This is a genomic window from Streptomyces sp. NPDC053474 (assembly GCF_044544845.1).
In the GTDB taxonomy this organism is placed as follows: domain Bacteria; phylum Actinomycetota; class Actinomycetes; order Streptomycetales; family Streptomycetaceae; genus Streptomyces.
Genome location: NZ_JBITXV010000011.1, coordinates 294,338 through 312,119 on the forward strand (window position 1 = coordinate 294,338; position 17,782 = coordinate 312,119).

Consider the following 17,782-nt stretch of genomic DNA (forward strand, 5'->3'; position numbering starts at 1 on the left):
TTGTGGGAAGAGGATCGAGCGATACCGTGACCCTGGCCGCTCGGCCCCCGGGCGAAAATCGGCCAGAGATCGTACGCCGCTTTCCTGTTCTGCACCCTCATTCCCGCTGCCGCTGTTTCATCCTGCGAAACGGATGCCCCGTGGAAAACGGACGCAAAGCGAGCAATTCGACGGAACCGCCCTTCCCGCAGGCCCTGATCGACGCGTTCCGCCGCCATCCCGCCTCCGTGGCCTTCGAGCACCGCTCCCGCGCCGTCACGCGCGGCGAGGTGCTCGCGCTCATCACCCGGTGCGCGGCCGGGCTGCGCGCGGCGGGACTCGGCCCGGGGCGCGCCGTCGCCCTCGCCACGGAGGTCACCCCCGAGGGCTTCGCCGTGCAGATCGCGGCCCATCTGCTGGGCTGCCGGGTGACCGGCCTGCGACCGGGCCTGACGCCGTACCAGCTCGCCCACGTCCTCGCCGCCGACGTCGACGTGGTCGTCACCGACGCCGCCCCGCCGCCGCCCGCACTGCTCCGCGCCGCCGGTGACCTCCCCGTCCTGCGGCTCGACAGCGACCTGCTCGCGGCGCATCCGCACGCCGACCCGCTGCCCGGCGACGGCCTCGTCGCGCGCGGCCGCCCCGACGACGCCGCCCTGGTGCACCTCACCAGCGGCAGCACGGGCCACCCCAAGGGCTGTGTCCTCGACTACCGCGCGCTCACCGCGTACTGGTCCTGGCGGCCCGTCCACGGGGACGAGCGGATCGCGCGCCTCGCGGCCGGATACCGGCGCTTCCTGCTGTTCGGCACCCTCACCAGCGCCGTCATGTTCGAGCACCTGGGCCTGTGCCTCCTCAGCGGCGGCACCGCCGTGATCCCCGCGCCCCCGCTGGAGTTCCCCCGGCTCGTCGAGCGCCTGCGGATCACCGCCCTGCTGATGACCGTGCCCCGGCTGCACCACGTGCTCGACGCGCTGCGCACCGGGCCCGGCCGCGCCACCGACCTCAGCGGCCTGCGGGTCCTGATCGTGGCTGGCTCCCCGCTGGCCCCGCACTCGCTCGCCGAGGCCGTGCGGCGCATCGGCCCCGCCGTGCACCAGGCGTACGGCCAGACCGAGACGGGCATGCTCACGCTCCTGACGCCCGACGACCTCGCGCACGGGCCCGAGGGGGCCGCCAGCTCCGTCGGCCGCCCCTGGGCGCGCACCGAGCTGAGCGTGCGCGACGCCGAGGGCCTGCCGGTCCCGACCGGCACCACCGGCGAGATCTGGGCGCGCACGCCCTGCGCCATGACCGACTACTGGCGCGACGAGGCGGAGACCGCCCAGGCGCTCCGCGACGGCTGGGTGCGCACCCGCGACGTGGGGCACCTGGACGCGCACGGCTTTCTGCATCTGACGGGCCGCAGCCGCGACATCGTCATCGTCAACGCGGTCGTGCACTACTGCGGCGCCCTGGAGCGGGCCGTCGCCGCCCACCCCGACGTCGACCGGGCCTACGTCGTGGCGGCTCCGGACCGGCGCACGGGCGAGGCCGCCCACGCCTTCGTCGTCGCGGCGCCGGGCCGCACGCCCGCCCTCGACGCCGTACGGGAGCACGTCGAGGCGGAACTGGGCGTCGCGGGCCTGCCGTCCACGCTGACCGTCCTCACCGACGTGCCCGTGGCGCCGAGCGGCAAGCCGGACAAGGCGGCGCTGCTCGCCCGGGTCCGCGCCGGGGCTCCGGGAGCGGTCACCTAGCCAGCGGCTCCGGCGCCCGGCCCGGCTGCGAGAACGCCCGGCGGTAGTCGCTGGGCGGCACCCCCACGTGCTTGAGGAAGTGGTGGCGCAGGTTGTTCGCCGTGCCGAGGCCGCTGAGTTCGCCGACCTTCTCGACCGGCAGGTCCGTCGCCTCCAGGAGGCTCTGCGCCCGCGCCAGGCGCTGGTTCAGGAGCCACTGCAGGGGCGTGGTGCCGGTGGCCGCCTGGAGCCGCCGGTAGAACGTGCGCGGGCTCATCGCCGCGCGGCGCGCCAAGTCGTCGACGGTCAGCGGCTCGTCGAGGCGCCCGCGCGCCCACTCCAGGACGGGGCTCAGGCTCGCGTCGTCGGCCGCGGGCACCGACAGGTCGATGAACTGCGCCTGCCCGCCCGGCCGGTGCGCGGGCACCACCATGCGCCGCGCGAGCTGGTTGGCGACGTGCGCGCCCAGGTCGCGGCGGACGAGGTGCAGGCACAGGTCGAGCCCCGCCGTCAGGCCCGCGCTGGTGAGCACGTCCCCCTCGTCGACGTACAGGACCGAGTCGTCGACCTCGACCTTCGGGTAGCGCGCCGCCAGCTGGGCGGTGTGCTGCCAGTGCGCCGTGGCGCGGCGGCCGTCGAGCAGCCCCGCCTCGGCGAGCGCGAAGGCGCCGTTGCACAGCGACACCATCCGCGCGCCCGCCGCGTGGGCGCGGCGCAGCGCGTCGACGAGCCCGTCCGGCAGGGGCGCGCCCTCCTCGACGCAGGCGTCCGGCACCGAAGGGACGATCACCGTGTCCGCGTCGACCAGGTCGTCGAGGCCGTACGGCGTGCGCACCGAGACGCCGAAGGGGTGCGCGGCGGCGTCCCGCGCGCCGGAGCCGGTGTCCGTGCCGCACAGCCTCAGGTCGTACCAGTGCGCGGAGAGGTCCGGCTGGGGCTTGCCGAACACCGTGCACGGGATGCTCAGTTCGTACAGGTCCCAGGAGGGGACCCCGATCTCCTCGGTCACGACCACCGCGACGGAACCAGCGCTCATGCGGCGAGCGTACGGCCGCTTCGAGGGGTGGCAGGAATTTGGTGACCGACGTCACCGCTGTCACTGTCCGGCTCCCCGGCCCGCTGCGAGGGTTCTCGTACCGGATCACCACGGACGCCGCCGCAGGCGGTCGTCCGGACACGACCGCGTCCGGTGGACGCGCAAGGAGCAAGCACGCAATGAACGCCGAACACCGCAGCCCCGTCACCGTCATCGGCCTGGGCAACATGGGCGCCGCCCTCGCCGCCGCCCTCCTGGAGCGCGGCCACGAGACCACGGTGTGGAACCGCACACCGGCGAAAGCGGAGGCGCTCGCCGCGCGCGGCGCCCGGGTCGCGGCGACCCCCACGGAGGCCGTGGCGGCGAGCGGCCTCGTGATCGCCTGCGTCCTCGACTACGACGCGCTGCACGCGGTCGTCGACCCGGCCGCGGCCACGCTCGCGGGCCGCACGCTCGTCAACCTCACCACCGGCTCGCCCGAGCAGGCCAGGGAGTTCGCCGCCTGGGCCGCCGAGCGCGGCGTCGACTACCTGGACGGCGCGGTCATGACCACCCCGCCCGGCGTCGGCAGCCCCGAGATGATGTTCCTCTACAGCGGCCCGCGGACCGCCTTCGACGCCCACAGGCCCGCCCTCGAAGCGCTCGGCGACCCGCTGTTCCTCGGCGAGGACGCGGGCTTCGCCCCGCTGTACGACGTGGCGCTGCTCGGCCTGATGTGGGCGGCCTTCGGCGGCTGGCTGCACGGGACCGCGCTGGTGGGCGCCGACGGGGCGAAGGCGACGGAGTTCGCGCCGCTCGCGCTGCGCTGGCTCGGCGGCGCCGTCAACGGCTTCATCACCCGGTACGCGACCCAGGTGGAGGAGGGAAGGTACCCGGGCGACGACGCCACCGTCGACGTGCAGATCGCGGCGGTCGACCACCTCATCCACGCGGCGGCCGACCGCGGCGTGGACAGCGCCCTGCCCGAGCTCCTGAAGGCCTTCATGGAGCGGACGCACGCCGCGGGCCACGGCGGGGACAGCTTCGCCAGCGTCATCGAGGTCCTGCGCACGGCCTGACGGCACCCCGAGGCCGACCCTTAGGGGGTCCGGAGGGCGGCGGGCGGCCCCGCCGCGGGCCGCCCGCCACCCCCTTGGAACACGCCAGCGCGCCGCGTCGTTGGAGGGGGTGGGAGCGGGCCGCTGCGACGCACGTCATGCGGTGGTGGCCGGGCGCCCCTGGCGCGTCGGCGCAGGTGTCTCCTGGCACTCCTGGTGTCCGAAACAGCACCTGTCCAAAAGGTTCGGTATTCGACCTGAATGCCCGATGCCGAGGGCGGGTTGTTGACCAAGAGACGCAGGTCACACCCCTGGTACATGAGATCTACATGTAGTCGGCGCGTCTCCTACCCGAGGATGAGTCGGCCGACTTCCGACTACGACGGACGTGGGCGCGGACTCCGGCCCGCAGTCTGACTTCCGTGCGCTTCGGTGCCGTCACGATGGAGTGGATCCTGCCGACCAACCCTGTCGCGCGGCGCCCGCCGCCGAACGGGTCGGTCCTGCCTGCCAATCCCGACGGGAGTCTCGTTCGCCGTGGCTACGTTCCTCTACAAACTGGGCCGTCTCGCCTTCAGACGGCGCTGGTGGATGGCGCTCATATGGGTGCTGCTCTTCATCGGCGCGGGCGTCGCAGCGTCCTCGGCTCCCAAGGCTCCGGCCGACGTCTTCTCCATGCCCGGCACGGAGTCGCAGAAGGCCTTCGACCTGCTCGACGAGAAGTTCCCCGAGACGAGCGCCGACGGCGCCACGGCCCGTGTGGTGCTCCGCGCCCCCAAGGGCGAGAAGATCACCGACGCCGAGAACAAGGCGAAGGTCAACAAGGCCGTCGAGCGGCTGGGCAAGGGCGCGCAGGTCTCGAAGGTCGACGACCCGTTCAAGACGGGCGCGGTCAGCAAGGACTCGACCACCGTCTACGCGACCGTGTCGTACAAGGTCCCCGGACCCGAGCTGACCGACAAGGTCAAGGACAAGCTCACCGACACGCTCAAGGACACCCGCAAGGACGGCCTGACCGTCGAGGCGGGCGGTGACGCGGTCCCGACCGAGCAGGAGCTGGGCGGCAGCGCCGAGCTGATCGGCATCGGCATCTCCGCGGTCGTGCTGCTCATCACCTTCGGCTCGCTGATCGCCGCGGGCATGCCCATCCTGACCGCGCTCATCGGCGTCGGCATCGGCATCTCCGGCATCACCGCGCTCGCCAGCACGCTCGAGCTGTCCAGCACCACCTCGACGCTCGCCACGATGATCGGCCTCGCGGTCGGCATCGACTACGCCCTGTTCATCGTCTCGCGCTACCGCGCCGAGCGGGCGGAGGGCCGCACTCCCGAGGACGCCGCGGGACGCGCCGTCGGCACCGCGGGCTCCGCGGTGGTGTTCGCGGGCCTCACCGTCATCGTCGCCCTCTCCGGCCTCGCCGTGGTGAACATCCCGCTGCTCACCAAGATGGGCCTCGCCGCGGCCGGTACGGTCGTGATCGCCGTCCTGATCGCGCTGACCCTCATCCCGGCGCTGCTCGGCATCGCGCCCCGCAGGACGCTGCGCCGCAAGGACCGCAAGAAGCCCGTCGGCGTTCCCTTCACCGACCCCCACGCCAAGCCGAAGCTCGGCACGCGCTGGGCCCGGTTCGTGCTGCGCCGCCCGCTGATCGTCCTGCTCGTCGCCATCGCCGGTCTCGGCGCGGTGGCGGCTCCGGCCGCCAACCTGCAGCTCGGCCTGCCCGACGAGGGCACCTTCGCGCCGGACACCACGCAGCGCAAGGCGTACGACATGCTGTCGGACTCCTTCGGCAAGGGCTTCAACGGCCCGCTGACGATCGTCGTCGACAAGGACAAGGGCGCCGGTGCCGCGGCGAAGGACGTCGGCGCGGAGCTCAAGAAGGTCAAGGGCATCGTGTCCGTCAGCCCGGCGACGCCGAACAAGGCGGACGACCTGGCGATCCTGTCCGCGACGCCGAAGTCCGGACCGAGTGACCACGACACCGAGACGCTGGTCAAGAAGATCCGCTCCGACATCGGCACGATCGAGTCCAAGACCGGCGCCGAGGTCCTGATCACCGGCCAGACGGCCTCGGTCATCGACTTCTCGCAGACCCTCGACGACGCGCTGATCCCGTATCTGGCCCTGGTCGTCGGCCTGGCCTTCCTGCTCCTGATGCTGGTGTTCCGCTCGATCCTGGTGCCGCTGAAGGCGGCGCTCGGCTTCCTCCTCTCGGTGCTCGCGGCGCTCGGCGCGGTCGTGGCGGTCTTCCAGGAGGGCCACCTCGCGAACGTGTTCGGCGTCGACCAGCCCGGCCCGATCATGAGCATGATGCCGATCTTCATGATCGGTGTGGTGTTCGGTCTGGCGATGGACTACGAGGTGTTCCTCGTGACCCGCATGCGGGAGGCGTACGTCCACGGATCGCGTCCGGGCGAGGCCATCGTGACCGGCTTCACCCACGGCGGGCGCGTCGTCGCCGCGGCCGCGGTCATCATGATCAGCGTCTTCTCCGGCTTCATCCTGGAGGACGACGACATCATCAAGACCATGGGCTTCGGCCTCGCCGCCGCCGTCCTGTTCGACGCCTTCGTCGTCCGCATGGCGATCGTCCCGGCGGTGCTCGCCCTGCTCGGCAAGTCCGCCTGGTGGCTGCCGGGCTGGCTGAACAAGATCCTGCCGAACGTCGACGTGGAGGGCGAGAAGCTCTACAAGCGGCTCGGCGACAACGGCGGCGCCCCCTACTCCGACCCGGAGCGGGAACTGCAGCCGACGCGCTGACGGCACGTACGCGTACCGCACCCGCGGCACCCACGCAGTGCACGGCCCGGTGGCCCGGTGACCTCAACGGTCACCGGGCCACCGGCCGTTTTCCCGACTCCGCCGCCTCCGCCGACCCCGCGGGGGCCCGCGCCTGCCGCACCGGTACCGCGTGCCCGGGCCGTGCCTCAGGCCTTGCGCGCGTCCAGGACCGCCGCGTGCGGGGTCGTGAGGTAGGGGGCCCAGAAGTCGTCCGAGGGGCCGGGCTCGGCGGTCTCGGACACCTGGTGCGCGCGCCACCGGGGCGCGCTGAAGCCCGCGTCGCGCAGGGCTCCCTCCAGGGACGCGGCGGTCCAGTAGCGGGCGGTGAACCGCGCGCTGTGCTCGCCCACGGTGAACCCGAAGTCCACCGGGGCGCCGTCCTCGCGGGCGCTGACGTCCAGGCGGAAGCCGTAGCGGGCGTAGTGGTCCGGGTCCGGGTGCACGTCCGGGTGGATGGGCAGGGTCAGGAAGCGCCCACCGGGCCGCAGCGCCGCCGCCACCGCCCGGCACATCGCGACGAGCCCGTCGTACGTCTCGGCGTGCGGCAGCACGTACACGCCGAGCACGGTGTCGAAGGCGCCGCGCAGCCGCTCCGGGAGCTCCCCCGCGACGTACTCGACGCCGAGGGGCTCGTCCTCCTCCCGGCGGCGGCAGTGGTCGACCATGCCCTCGGACGCGTCGAGGCCGACGGTCCGCCGGGCGCCGCGGCGCGCGAGCAGCCGGGTGTAGACCCCGCTGCCGCAGCCGAAGTCGAGTATGTCCTGGCTCCTGATGTCGCCGAGGTGCCCGAGCACGGTGGGGAACTCCAGGCCCTGCCTGAAGGCCATGCCCGAGGACTCCTCGTAGACCTGCCCGAGCTCGTCGAACTGACTGCCTGTCACGTCTTCGCCTCTCTGCGTCTGCTGACAGCGTGCGGCGCACGCGGGGCCAAGGGCCGTGCCCCCCCGCCGCACAGCCCCCGCGAAGAAGCCTTAGCACACGCCGCACGGCCGCCGGACCGCCCCTCCCGTGCCGTCGCCGCCCTCGACGGGCTTGGCCGAATTCGGGTGGGCTTGTGCTCAACTTCATGGCGCGGCCACGCGTCCGTGCTAAGGGCTGGATGATTTTTCGGTCCGGCTTCGTGGCCTGGCGTTTCGCCCCAGCGGTGCGGTGGGCGCGCAGGGCCTCACCTCGGAGGGAGCGGCGCCGGGTACGGGATGTGCGGGCGGGACGGGGCGCGCGGTCGGGCGAAGGAGGCAGGCCATGATCGGGGTGGAGACGGACCGGCTGGTGGTGGTGGGGCTGGAGGCGCGGCGCGCCCGCGACCCGCGCCTCGCGGGCGCGAAGGCGGCCCATCTGGCACGGGCGGCGGCCGTGGGCCTTCCCGTGCTGCCGGGGTTCGTGCTGGTGCCCGCGGATGCGGTGGACACCGCGGGTGCGGCGTGTGCTGTGACGCCCACCGCGGGTGCGGCGCGTGCCGTGAAGCCCACCGTGGACACCGCGAGCGCCGCGCACGCCGTGAGGCCCACCGTGGACACCGCGCGTGCCGCGCGTGCCGCGACGCCCACCACGGGCACCGCGGGCCCCGCCCGTGCCGTGGCGACCGCCGCTGACACCGCGGGCATCTCGTCCCGAGAGGGGCCCGCCCATGGTGAGCCGGAACTGCGGCGTGCCTGGCGGGAGTTGAGTGGTGACGGGGCGCGGCCCCTCGTCGTGCGCTCCTCGTCCGCGTGGGAGGACGCCGCCGACTCGTCGCTCGCGGGGCTCTTCGAGACCGTGCTCGACGTGCGCGGGTGGAGCGACTTCACCGACGCCGTGCGACGGGTGCTGCGCTCGGCGAGGCGCACGCCCACGGGCGCCGCGCACGGCGGTGTCGACCCGCACGCGGGCATGGCGGTGCTCGTGCAGCCGATGGTGCGCGCGACCGTGGGCGGCGTGATGTTCGGGGCCGACCCGATGGCGGGCCGCCGCGACCGAGTCGTCATCAGCGCCGTCGACGGCGGCCCCGACCGCCTCGTGAACGGCAGCGTCCAGGGCGTGCGGTACCACCTGACCCGGCACGGCCGCCAGGTCCACACCGAGCCCGCCGAGCCCCGCGACGCGCGCCTCCTCACACGCGGTCGGCAGCTGCGCCTGCTGCGCCTGGCCCGGGACGCGCAGCGGGAGTTCGGCGGCCCGCAGGACATCGAGTTCGCCTTCGACGCCGACGACCGGCTATGGCTGTTCCAGACCCGCCCCATCACCGCGATGCCCCCGCGCCCCGCCCGCCGCGCCCGACTGCTCGGGCCGGGCCCCGTCGCCGAGACCTTCCCCGGGGTCCTGCAACCCCTGGAGGAGGACCTGTGGCTGGTGCCCATGGCGCACGGGCTCTCGGTCGCCCTGGACATCGCGGGTGCCGCGCCCCGCCGCAGGCTGCGCAGGCTGCCGCCCGTCACCACCGTCGACGGCCGCGCGGCCGCCGACCTCCGGCTGCTCGGTGCCGCCCCGCCCACCCACCGCCTGCTCGGCTTCCTCAACCCGGCGCCCGCCGCCCGCCGGGCCACCGCCGCCTGGCGGATGGGCCGGGTGCGCACGACGCTCCCGGCGCTCGCGCTCGACCTCACGGCCGACGTCGACCGGTATCTGAGCGAACTGCCCGCCCCCGCCGAGATGTTGAGCGGGCGGCTGCTCGCCGCCGTCTCCTGGGGGCGTACGGTCCTCTCCGCGCTGCACGCCCAGGAGTCCCTGGCCGGGGCGGTGCTCGGGCAGGGTTCGGGCGCCACGGCCGTGGGGGAGGCGCTCGCCGTCCTCGCCGAGGCGCGCGCGGACGAACCCGACGACGCCCGGCTCATCGCCCGCCACCCGGTGCTCCTCTCGCTCCTGCCGCCCGCGCTCGGCCCGCGCCCGCCGCTGCCCGGGCGCCCCGCCCTGACCGGCGTGCCGCGCGGCACGGCCGTGCTGCCCACCCGCGAGGGGCTGCGCCTTCGCGTGCGCTGGGTGCAGGAGATGCAGACCAGCATGGTGCGCGAGCTGGCCCGCAGGCTGACCGCCGTGGAACTCCTCGACGACCCGGACCGCATCGCCCTGCTGCGCTGGGCCGAACTGACCGCGGCGGGCGACGGCAAGGGCCTCCCCGCCGATCTGCCCGAGCGCCTGCCGAGGCCGCAGCGCTCGGAGCTGCCCGCCGCGTTCCGCCTCGCGGACGGCCAGCCGGTGGCCGAGCCGGGCAGGCGCCGCGCGGCGGCCGACGGGCAGGGCGCGGGCGGCGGCTTCGGCTCCGGCACGGCCTGGCACGGCGGCGGCGAACGCCCCCGCTTCGCGGTCCTCGTCGTCCGCGCCCTGGACCCGGCGCTCGCCCCGCTCCTGCCCGGCCTCACCGGGCTCGTCGCGGAGACCGGCAGCGTGCTCTCCCACCTCGCCGTGCTCGCCCGCGAGTACCGGGTGCCGACGGCCGTGGGCGTCCCCGACGCCCTGGAGCGGTTCCCCGCCGGGACCCGGCTCACCGTGGACGGCGGCACGGGCGCCGTGGAAGTGGTGCGCATGTCCGCCGTCGCACCCCCGGCCGCGCCCCCGGACGGCGCCGACCACACGGAGGGCATGGCGTCATGAAGTACGTGAGCTATCTCCTCGGCGGCCTCAGCGCCGCCGCGGCCGCCACCTACAGCGTCGTCTACCTCACCCGCTGGGAGTGGCAGCGCGCCCTCATCTGCGGGGTGCTCCTGCTGGTCATCGAGGGCCTCCTGGTGGGCACGGTGCTCCTGAGCCGACTGGGCCGCCTGGAGCGGCAGCTGGCCGACTCCGGGCGGCGCACCGAGGAGGTGTGGCGGCGCCTCCAGGAGTCCCGGGCCGAGGACGGCGCCCGGTTCCGCTGGCTGGAGCAGGGCACCGCGGACGGCACCCACCGCACGTACGTCTTCGTACCGGTCCTGATGGCGGCCGGGGCGCTGCTCTCGGGCGTCGCCTGGGTCGTGCAGCGGATCTCGGCGGCCACCGTGCGGCCCGGCGCCGAGCGCAGGCTCGCCGGACGCCTCGCGGGCCTCGCCGCTCCCGGCGACGAACGGCACGGCCGCGTCCCGGAGTTGGAGGACCGCGAGGCCGTGCCCCGGCCGCGCGCCCTGCGCACCGCCGTGGTGAGCGCCGCCGCCGTGGCCGCCGCCCTGCTACTCGCGCTGCTCGTGGACACCCTCTCCGACGCCACCCAGACCCGCCCCGCCAAGGCCACGGGCGCGGCCGCGACCACCGTGGTGTACGAGGTGCGGGTGCGCGGCAGCGACGGCGCGTCGGCCCGCGCGCTGGCCGCCCGGGAGCTGTGGGAGAGCTGCCGCAGGTCCACCGCCGCCCTGAACGTGCACGCGCCGCTGACCCGCCTGGACGGCGACGTGTGGGCCGGAGTGATCCGCCCCGCGCTCTCCGCGCACGACGTGATGCGGCTGCGCGGCTGCCTCGCCGACGCGACGGCCCACCGCACGAGCGCGAAGGTCCTGGGCGAGAGCCAGGTGCGGCAGGCCCACTGAGTCCGGGCCTGCCGCTCCGTAAGGATCAACAGGGGTGATGAATACGGGAGTTGACGTGCTCAGAGGGGTGCGTGGGGCGCCTGGACCGGGTCGCCGGGCCCCTCGGGTGCCGGTAACCTGGGCGAGGCTTGTGCCTTCCTCCCGTGCAGTCCGGTGTGCGCGACGCGTACGCCCTCTGGTGGTGACCTGTTGTCCCGTACTTCCTCCGTCCGTGCCGCCTCCACCCGTGCCGTCGCCCGCTTCGGCGCGGCCACCGCCACCGCGAGCGCCGCGTGCGCGCACGCGGGCCGCAGGCTCAGCGCGAGGCGGCCGACGCCCCGGCGCGCGCTGAAGCTGATCGGCCTGTGCGCGCTCGGCTACACGCTCTTCTGGGGCGCCACCTCGCTCGGCGTGCTCGCCGTGTCGGCCTGGGCGGGCGAACACGTCCGCGCCGACCGGGAGATCACCGGCGTCCGCCACTTCCAGCGCGTCGACGACCGGCTGTGGCGCGGCTCCGCGCCCACCGAGGCCGGGTACCGCGCGCTCGCGGCCCACGGCATCCGCACCGTGGTGGACCTGCGGGCCGAGGACCTGAGCGCGGCGGAGCTCGCGCGGCCCGGGCGCGCGGGCCTTGCCGTCGTACGGCTGCCCGTGCGCGACGGGCAGACGCCCGACGGCGGGCAGGTCGACCGGTTCCTGCGCGTCGTCGCCGAGGCGAAGGGCCCGGTCTTCGTGCACTGCGGCGCGGGCGTCGGCCGCACCGGCTCGATGGCGGCCGCCTATCTGGTCCGCACGGGCCAGGCCACGCCCGGCCAGGCGGCCCTGCGCACCGTCGCGGTCGGCCCGCCGTCCCTGGAGCAGATCTACTACGTGCTCAGCGCCGACCGGGACGCCAGCCGCCAGCCCCCGGAGGTGGTCTCCCTGATCAGCCGCCTGGCCGACGCGCCGCGCCGCATCAAGGCCTCGCTGTAGGGCCGCCGCCGCGCAGCCGCTTCTCCATGAGCGTGACGGCGTACCGGCCCGCGACCCCGCCGTCCTTCGACGCCAGCTCGCCGACCTCCCGGTAGCCCGCCGCCGCGTAGTACTCCCGCAGCCGCGGGTTGTTGGAGCGGCAGTCGAGGCGGCTCAGGCCGCGTCCGGCGGCGCGGACGCGCTGCTCGGCGTGCGCGAGCAGGAGGAGCCCGGTGCCCGGGGGCGCGGTGCGCCGATCGGTCATCAGGCGGTGCACATAGCCCGCGGTCGGCGGCTGCGGGCCCCACGGGACGGGGTCGTCCCACCACAGTTCGAACGCCCCGGCGACGGGCCCGTCGGGCCCCAGGGTCGCGAGCCACACCTCGCTGTCCGCGAGGCGGGCGCGGAAGTGGTCCTCGCCCAGCTCCCCGGGCTTCCACTGGGCGATGCCCCGGTCGATCTGCCAGCGCGCGGCCTGGTCGCGCAGCCGCACGAGCTCGGTGAGGTCGGCCGGTCCGGCCCGCCGGAAGGTGAGCTCGGGCCCCTCCAGGAGGGCGGCGCGGAGCGCGGCCACCAACTCCTCGTCAACGTCCAGGAGGTGGGTGGCGTAGCCGCGCAGGGAGCCGTACCGCTCGGCGATGGCGGCGAGGAAGAGGCGCATCACCTCCGCGGGCGCCCGGCCGTAGTCGGGCCAGGTCAGCTCGCGGTCCGGGTGGGCCGCGCGCCAGTCGGCGACGAGCCGGTCGGTGGCGAGCCCGGTGAGGGTGAAGTCCTCGACCACGTCGGCCTCGGGCACGCCGAGCAGCGTCAGGACGAGCGCGGCGAGCAGCCCCGTGCGGTCCTTGCCGGACGCGCAGTGGAACACCAGGGGCCCCGAGCCGTCCTCGGCGATCAGCTCCAGGGCCCGGCGCAGCTCCTTGACGCCGTCCTCGGCGACCTCCACGTACCGGTCGGCGAGATAGCGTCCGGCGTCCACGTCGGGGCCCAACGCGGCCTGGTCGTAGGGGCGGTGCTCGACGCTCAGGTTGTGGTAGGCGAAGGACGCGTGGTCCGGCACCCGGCCCTTCGCCTCGATCTCCCAGGGGTAGCGCAGATCGATGACCGTGCGGACACCCAGGCCGAGGAAGCGCTCCCAGTCGGCGCCCCGCAGCTTGCTCAGCGAGTCCGACCGGTACACCGTCCCCCACCGCACCGTACGGCCGTCCTCAGTGACGTAGCCCCCCAGGTCACGGAAGTTGTGCAGCCGGTCGAAAGGTATGTGTCTCTTCACAGTGCGGCAGCCTACGTCCGGGCGCGCCGCGCACGCCGCGACGAACGTCACCGCCCTCGGCGGGTGCGGCACGGGGCCGGGAAGCCTGGACAAAGGAGCGGGCGTGCGGCAAGGTGTCCGCCCCCGTGTGTCATGTCGCAGGGACACCGCCCCCGGGGCGTGCGGCTACCGGCCCCCGACCCGGACCGGCTCCGCGAGCCGGGGCACCTCGTCGAGCACGATGCCGAAGTGGGTGGCGTACGCCTCCAGGACCTCGGCGTCCGTGCCGAGTTCGGTGACCCGAGGCTCGCCGTCGAGCGGGGTGACGGTGAGCTTGCTGCCGCTGAGCGTGGTCCGCCCGGTGTCGGTGAGGATCGAGCACACCAGGGACCGGGTGAAGTGGGACTTCGGCGAGGTGCGGTGGTACCAGGCACCGCCGGTGAAGTCGGCGAGGGCGCGCGGCCGCGGGTCGAGCAGGTACTGCGGCTCGCCGCCCATCAGGACGCGCAGGTCGCCCGCGGGCGTCTCGGCGACGCGGAAGGTCCCGGCGGGGTCGCTCTGGTCGCCGCGCTCGGCGGCGGCGAGCGGGTGGTGGCTGTGCTTGCCGAAGCCCACGTCGGCCAGCCAGTCGCCGCCGTCGACGGTGCGCACGCGCAGCGCCATGTGGTCGTACGGGATCCCGAGGCGGTCCCCTTGGTAGACGCTGGCCTGGAGCAGGTCGACCTCGAACCCGAGGGCGGTGAGCAGGGCGGCGAAGGCCCCGTTGAGTTCGTAGCAGAACCCGCCGCGGCGGTCGTCGACGACCTTGGCGACGAGGTCCTCCTCGACGAGGTCGACCTCGACGCCCGCGTGGATCGCGAGGTTCTCGAAGGGGACGGTGCGCAGCTGCGCCAGGTGCAGGTCGCGCAGGGCCGCCGAGGTGGGGGCGGCGGGGCGCTCCGCGCCGATGCGGAGCAGATAGGCGTCGGTCCGTGAGGTGTCCATGGGACAAGTCTCACGGGGCGTGACCGTCCGGGCCACCGCCCGGGGGACAGACCCCGGCTGTCCCTCCGCCCTAGGCCTCCGGCTCGCGGAGTCCTAGGTCCGCGGACCCCTTCCTCTCGCCGCGCGGCCGCGCCGACGCGCCGTAGGGGTGTCACGGACGGATACGGAAAGCCGGAGCAACGGGGCGATATAGGCTGTACGTTCTGTTTCTTATCGCTCACGACGTACTCGGAGAGTTATCTGTGACCGCAGTGATCGCCCCGTCCGCCCCGGCTGACCCGTCGGCCGCGTCCGCCCCGGCCACCGACGCGCCCCAGGACGTACGCGATGACGTGCAGGAGACCGCGCGGACCGCACCGGAGGCCGGGCGGGACGGCACCGCACCGGAGGCCGGGCAGGACGGCGCGTACGAGGCCGCGCGCGAGCTCGTCGCGCGCGACGCCCGTGAGTTCGGGGTGTACGCGCGCACCGGCGGCTGGACGTTCGGCCTGAAGGTGGCGCGCAGCGTGCGGCCCGGCGGGCAGTCGGCGGCTCAGACGCCGAAGGCGTCCGCGAAGGAGTTCGGCGAGCTCGCCGGGTGCTCCGCCGAGCGCGTCATGCGCTTCTACAAGGCCTGGGACCGGGCCGCCGACGACGGGCTCGTGCCGCACTTCGAGGAGCTGGAGCCGGGTCAGGAGGTCGAGCTGCCGGACGCCGACGTCTGGCTCACCTACTACGTGCCGCGCTCCAGCGCGTCCTCCGCGCGCGGCACCGCGATCATGGCGGCCGCCGAGGCCGAGGGCATCCGCCCGACCAAGGCCCTGGAGGTCGCCGAGAACCCCACGGCGCTGCGCGCCGCGATCCTCGCCGACCCCTCCACGGCGCAGGCCGCCCGGCACGCGCTGCTCGACCGGATCAAGGAGGACCCGGTCCTCCAGGTCGACCTGGCCCGTGACATCGCCCGCACCGACGACCTGAAGAAGGCCGTCGCGGGCGAGGCCAGGGCCGCCGACCGCATCGAGTACGTCCGCAAGATCGCCGAGGAGGGCCAGGTCAGGACCCCCGCGGGGCAGACCATCGACGCACCGGCCGAGCTGCGCGAGGAAGCCGAGCGGCATCTGTCCCTGATCGACGAGCTGGAGCCCGAGGAGGCCGGGGAGTGGGCCTCGGAGGCCTACGACACGGTGAAGACGCTCGTCGCCGAGACCGTCGAGGCGGACCCCGAGCTGCGTGTCCAGGAGCGGCGGACGAAGTTCTACAGCAGCCTCCAGAAGGCGACGAAGGTCTTCGAGGAGCTGACCCTCGACGACGCCGTCGACTTCGGTGACATCTACGAGGACGACATGGTCCAGCGCCTCGAAGAGCTCCAGGAGGCCATCGGCACCTGTCTGACGGCGCTGCGCAAGGCCTCGCAGACGGCCTGACGCACCACCTTGCGGGGCCCGGCGAGGCCGGGCCCCGTGCTCATCGCGCGGCGCTGACCAGCGCCTTCGCCGCGCGGGCCGCGTGCGCGGCGGGGCCGGGCGCGCGGTCGATCCCCGCGCTCACCATCGCGCCCTCGGCCAGCAGGAACAGCTGCTCGGCCAGCTCGCCGGGCAGCCCCGCGCCCGCCACGAGCGCGGCCAGATACTCCTTGAACGCCCCCTTGTGCAGGCGCACTTGGCGGGCCACAGGATCGGACGTCGCGCCGAGCTCCCCGTACGAGTTGATCCAGGCGCAGCCGTGGAAGCCGGGCTCGGCGAACCACTCGCCCAGCCAGTCGAACACCGCGAGCAGTCGCCGCTCGGGATCCTCGTGCCGCTCCACGTGCGCGGCGAGCCGCTGGCGCCAGCGCACGTCCCGTCGCTCCAGATAGGCCTCGACGAGCCGCTCCTTGGAGGGGAAGAGCTGGTAGAGGCGCTTCAGCGAGACGCCCGAAGCGGAGCGGATGTCGTCCATCCCGACGGTCTGGACGCCGCGCCGATAGAAGAGCTCTTCGGCCGCGTCCAACGCCTTTTCCCTGGCGACGGTGGTGTCCATTGGCCACAGACTACCGCTGAGAACCATCGTTCTCTATGCTGGCGTACGTCGCCGGAGAACGAACGTTCTCCATGGGGTGGCGACGACGAGAGGAGCCCGCCATGACGGCACGTCCGCCGTTCCCGCCGTTCGACGAGGAGACGGCCCGGCAGAAGGTCCAGGCCGCCGAGGACGCGTGGAACACCCGCGACCCCGAGCGCGTCGCGCTCGCCTACACCGAGGACTCGGTCTGGCGCAACCGCGACCGGTTCGTCACCGGCCGCGCCGAGATCGTGGAGTTCCTGCGCGACAAGTGGACCCGGGAGCGGGAGTACGCGCTGCGCAAGGAGCTGTGGGACTTCCACGGCAACCGCATCGCGGTCCGCTTCCAGTACGAGTCCCAGGACGCGAGCGGCCAGTGGTGGCGCGCCTACGGCAACGAGCTGTGGGAGTTCACCGCGGAGGGCCTGATGTCCCGCCGCGAGGCCAGCATCAACGACGTGCCGATCACCGCGCCGGAGCGCCGCATCTTCGGCCCCCGGGGAGAGGCGGAGCGCGGCGCCCCGCTCCCCGTCCGGTAGTGCGGGGGCCTCACGCGCCCTTGGGCAGCCCCTTCGGATTGAGCTCCGAGGTGCGCACGGCCTCGTCGGCGAGCCCCCAGTGGGCGAGCACCTTGCCGTAGGAGCCGTCCTCGATGAGGTGCTGGAGCGCCTTGTGGAGGGCCTCGACGAGGCCGTTGTCCTTCTTCGTGGTGGCGGCGATCTTGCCCTGGAGGCGGTCGCCCGCGCCCGAGAAGGTGCCGATGACCTCGGACCTGCCGGTGCTCGCCGCGTGGTAGGCGGCGACCGGGTTGGGGCCGAGGTAGGCGTCGATGCGGCCGGAGCCGAGCGCCAGGTAGTAGTCGCTGGTGTTCTGGAAGTACTTGATCTCGGTGGCCTTCCGGCCCGCCTTCACGTTCTGCCTGCTCCAGTCGACGAGCAGCTTCTCCTGGTTGGTGCCGGACGAGACCCCGATGACGCGGCCCGCCACGTCCTTCGGCCCCGTGACCTTCCAGCCGCGGCCCTTCCTGGCCTCGAAGGCGATGGTGTCCAGGCGGTAGGTGGCGAAGTCGTACTTCTCCTTGCGCTCCTCGGTGACGGTGATGTTGCTGAAGCCGACGTCGTACTTGCCGCTGTCCAGGCCGACGAATATGTTCGCCCAGTCGACCGCGTGCGCACGCACCTTCAGGCCGAGCACGTCGGCGACCAGGTGGGCGATGTCGGTCTCCACGCCGATGACGGTCTTGTCGTCGGTGGCGTAGAACGTCAGCGGCGGTACGGAGCCCGCGGACGCCACCACTTCCAGCGTGCCGCGGGAGCGGACGCGGTCGGGCACGAGGCGGGCGATCGCGTCGACCTTCTCGGCTCTGACGCGCTTCTGATCGGGGCTCAGATCGATCTTCGCGCCCTTGGCGCCGGGCTGTGCGCGGGCGGCCGGGCCCGTCTCCTCGTCGGCGGAGGCGCCGCAGGCGGCGGTGGTCAGGGCGAGGGCGGAGGCGAGCGCGAAGGTGAGCGTGGCGCGGCGGGTGACGGGCGCGGGCATGGTGGTGCTCCTCGGGGCGGTAGGGGGAGGGGGGACCG

General features: G+C 74.1%; 14 protein-coding genes. 8 read left to right on the plus strand and 6 right to left on the minus strand.

What is annotated here, in order from left to right:
* The first annotated feature begins 140 nt into the window (after positions 1-140).
* Positions 141-1,718 (plus strand): class I adenylate-forming enzyme family protein, encoded by a 1,578-nt coding sequence (locus ACIG3E_RS26650; RefSeq protein ID WP_399621245.1) that lies wholly within the window; start codon positions 141-143, stop codon positions 1,716-1,718.
* On the opposite strand, the gene ACIG3E_RS26655 is transcribed toward ACIG3E_RS26650, so the two are convergent.
* The gene (locus tag ACIG3E_RS26655) at positions 1,711-2,733 is read right to left on the minus strand and encodes a GlxA family transcriptional regulator (RefSeq protein WP_399621248.1); all 1,023 of its coding nucleotides are present in this window, start codon (positions 2,731-2,733) and stop codon (positions 1,711-1,713) included. The two genes, ACIG3E_RS26650 and ACIG3E_RS26655, sit on opposite strands and share 8 nt — an antisense overlap.
* Before the next feature lie 179 nt (positions 2,734-2,912).
* Between ACIG3E_RS26655 and ACIG3E_RS26660 the strand changes: the two genes are divergently transcribed.
* Both ACIG3E_RS26660 and ACIG3E_RS26665 read left to right on the plus strand, forming a co-directional pair.
* Positions 2,913-3,791, plus strand: a complete 879-nt coding sequence (locus ACIG3E_RS26660; protein WP_399621251.1) for an NAD(P)-dependent oxidoreductase — start codon at positions 2,913-2,915, stop codon at positions 3,789-3,791.
* Between the two features lie 516 nt (positions 3,792-4,307).
* A complete protein-coding gene (locus ACIG3E_RS26665; protein WP_399621254.1) occupies positions 4,308-6,530 on the plus strand; it encodes an MMPL family transporter in 2,223 nt (740 codons plus the stop codon).
* A 167-nt stretch (positions 6,531-6,697) separates the two neighbouring features.
* On the opposite strand, the gene ACIG3E_RS26670 is transcribed toward ACIG3E_RS26665, so the two are convergent.
* Positions 6,698-7,432: a class I SAM-dependent methyltransferase gene (locus ACIG3E_RS26670; RefSeq protein ID WP_399621256.1), complete on the minus strand. Its 735-nt coding sequence runs from the start codon at positions 7,430-7,432 to the stop codon at positions 6,698-6,700.
* A gap of 361 nt (positions 7,433-7,793) precedes the next feature.
* On the opposite strand from ACIG3E_RS26670, the gene ACIG3E_RS26675 reads away from it, so the two are divergent.
* From ACIG3E_RS26675 to ACIG3E_RS26685, 3 genes are all read left to right on the plus strand, one after another.
* Positions 7,794-10,118, plus strand: a complete 2,325-nt coding sequence (locus ACIG3E_RS26675) for a PEP/pyruvate-binding domain-containing protein (RefSeq protein WP_399621258.1) — start codon at positions 7,794-7,796, stop codon at positions 10,116-10,118.
* Positions 10,115-11,023, plus strand: coding sequence for a hypothetical protein (locus ACIG3E_RS26680; RefSeq protein WP_399621260.1), 909 nt, complete (start codon positions 10,115-10,117; stop codon positions 11,021-11,023). The genes ACIG3E_RS26675 and ACIG3E_RS26680 overlap by 4 nt, the downstream gene beginning before the upstream one ends.
* Positions 11,024-11,212: 189 nt before the next feature.
* The gene (locus tag ACIG3E_RS26685) at positions 11,213-11,974 is read left to right on the plus strand and encodes a tyrosine-protein phosphatase (RefSeq protein ID WP_399621263.1); all 762 of its coding nucleotides are present in this window, start codon (positions 11,213-11,215) and stop codon (positions 11,972-11,974) included.
* Here ACIG3E_RS26685 and ACIG3E_RS26690 read toward each other — a convergent pair.
* Both ACIG3E_RS26690 and ACIG3E_RS26695 read right to left on the minus strand, forming a co-directional pair.
* Positions 11,958-13,223, minus strand: coding sequence for a tyrosine-protein phosphatase (locus ACIG3E_RS26690; RefSeq protein ID WP_399621265.1), 1,266 nt, complete (start codon positions 13,221-13,223; stop codon positions 11,958-11,960). The two genes, ACIG3E_RS26685 and ACIG3E_RS26690, sit on opposite strands and share 17 nt — an antisense overlap.
* A gap of 165 nt (positions 13,224-13,388) precedes the next feature.
* Positions 13,389-14,186 (minus strand): arylamine N-acetyltransferase, encoded by a 798-nt coding sequence (locus ACIG3E_RS26695; protein WP_399621268.1) that lies wholly within the window; start codon positions 14,184-14,186, stop codon positions 13,389-13,391.
* A gap of 242 nt (positions 14,187-14,428) precedes the next feature.
* Here ACIG3E_RS26695 and ACIG3E_RS26700 point away from each other — a divergent pair, with 242 nt between their 5' ends.
* Positions 14,429-15,589 (plus strand): hypothetical protein, encoded by a 1,161-nt coding sequence (locus tag ACIG3E_RS26700; RefSeq protein ID WP_399621271.1) that lies wholly within the window; start codon positions 14,429-14,431, stop codon positions 15,587-15,589.
* A gap of 40 nt (positions 15,590-15,629) precedes the next feature.
* On the opposite strand, the gene ACIG3E_RS26705 is transcribed toward ACIG3E_RS26700, so the two are convergent.
* Positions 15,630-16,184: a TetR/AcrR family transcriptional regulator gene (locus tag ACIG3E_RS26705; protein WP_399621274.1), complete on the minus strand. Its 555-nt coding sequence runs from the start codon at positions 16,182-16,184 to the stop codon at positions 15,630-15,632.
* Positions 16,185-16,285: 101 nt separating this feature from the next.
* Here ACIG3E_RS26705 and ACIG3E_RS26710 point away from each other — a divergent pair, with 101 nt between their 5' ends.
* A complete protein-coding gene (locus ACIG3E_RS26710; RefSeq protein ID WP_399621277.1) occupies positions 16,286-16,744 on the plus strand; it encodes a nuclear transport factor 2 family protein in 459 nt (152 codons plus the stop codon).
* A gap of 10 nt (positions 16,745-16,754) precedes the next feature.
* On the opposite strand, the gene ACIG3E_RS26715 is transcribed toward ACIG3E_RS26710, so the two are convergent.
* Positions 16,755-17,744, minus strand: a complete 990-nt coding sequence (locus ACIG3E_RS26715) for an ABC transporter substrate-binding protein (protein WP_399621280.1) — start codon at positions 17,742-17,744, stop codon at positions 16,755-16,757.
* Positions 17,745-17,782 lie beyond the last annotated feature (38 nt).

What these genes read in the sequence shown, in the direction of transcription:
- ACIG3E_RS26655 (WP_399621248.1), bottom strand. Translation starts at nt 2,733, where the DNA reads ATGAGCGCTGGTTCCGTCGCGGTGGTCGTGACCGAGGAGATCGGGGTC.
- ACIG3E_RS26660 (WP_399621251.1), top strand. Translation starts at nt 2,913, where the DNA reads ATGAACGCCGAACACCGCAGCCCCGTCACCGTCATCGGCCTGGGCAAC.
- ACIG3E_RS26675 (WP_399621258.1), top strand. Translation starts at nt 7,794, where the DNA reads ATGATCGGGGTGGAGACGGACCGGCTGGTGGTGGTGGGGCTGGAGGCG.
- ACIG3E_RS26680 (WP_399621260.1), top strand. Translation starts at nt 10,115, where the DNA reads ATGAAGTACGTGAGCTATCTCCTCGGCGGCCTCAGCGCCGCCGCGGCC.
- ACIG3E_RS26695 (WP_399621268.1), bottom strand. Translation starts at nt 14,186, where the DNA reads ATGGACACCTCACGGACCGACGCCTATCTGCTCCGCATCGGCGCGGAG.
- ACIG3E_RS26705 (WP_399621274.1), bottom strand. Translation starts at nt 16,184, where the DNA reads ATGGACACCACCGTCGCCAGGGAAAAGGCGTTGGACGCGGCCGAAGAG.
- ACIG3E_RS26710 (WP_399621277.1), top strand. Translation starts at nt 16,286, where the DNA reads ATGACGGCACGTCCGCCGTTCCCGCCGTTCGACGAGGAGACGGCCCGG.
- ACIG3E_RS26715 (WP_399621280.1), bottom strand. Translation starts at nt 17,744, where the DNA reads ATGCCCGCGCCCGTCACCCGCCGCGCCACGCTCACCTTCGCGCTCGCC.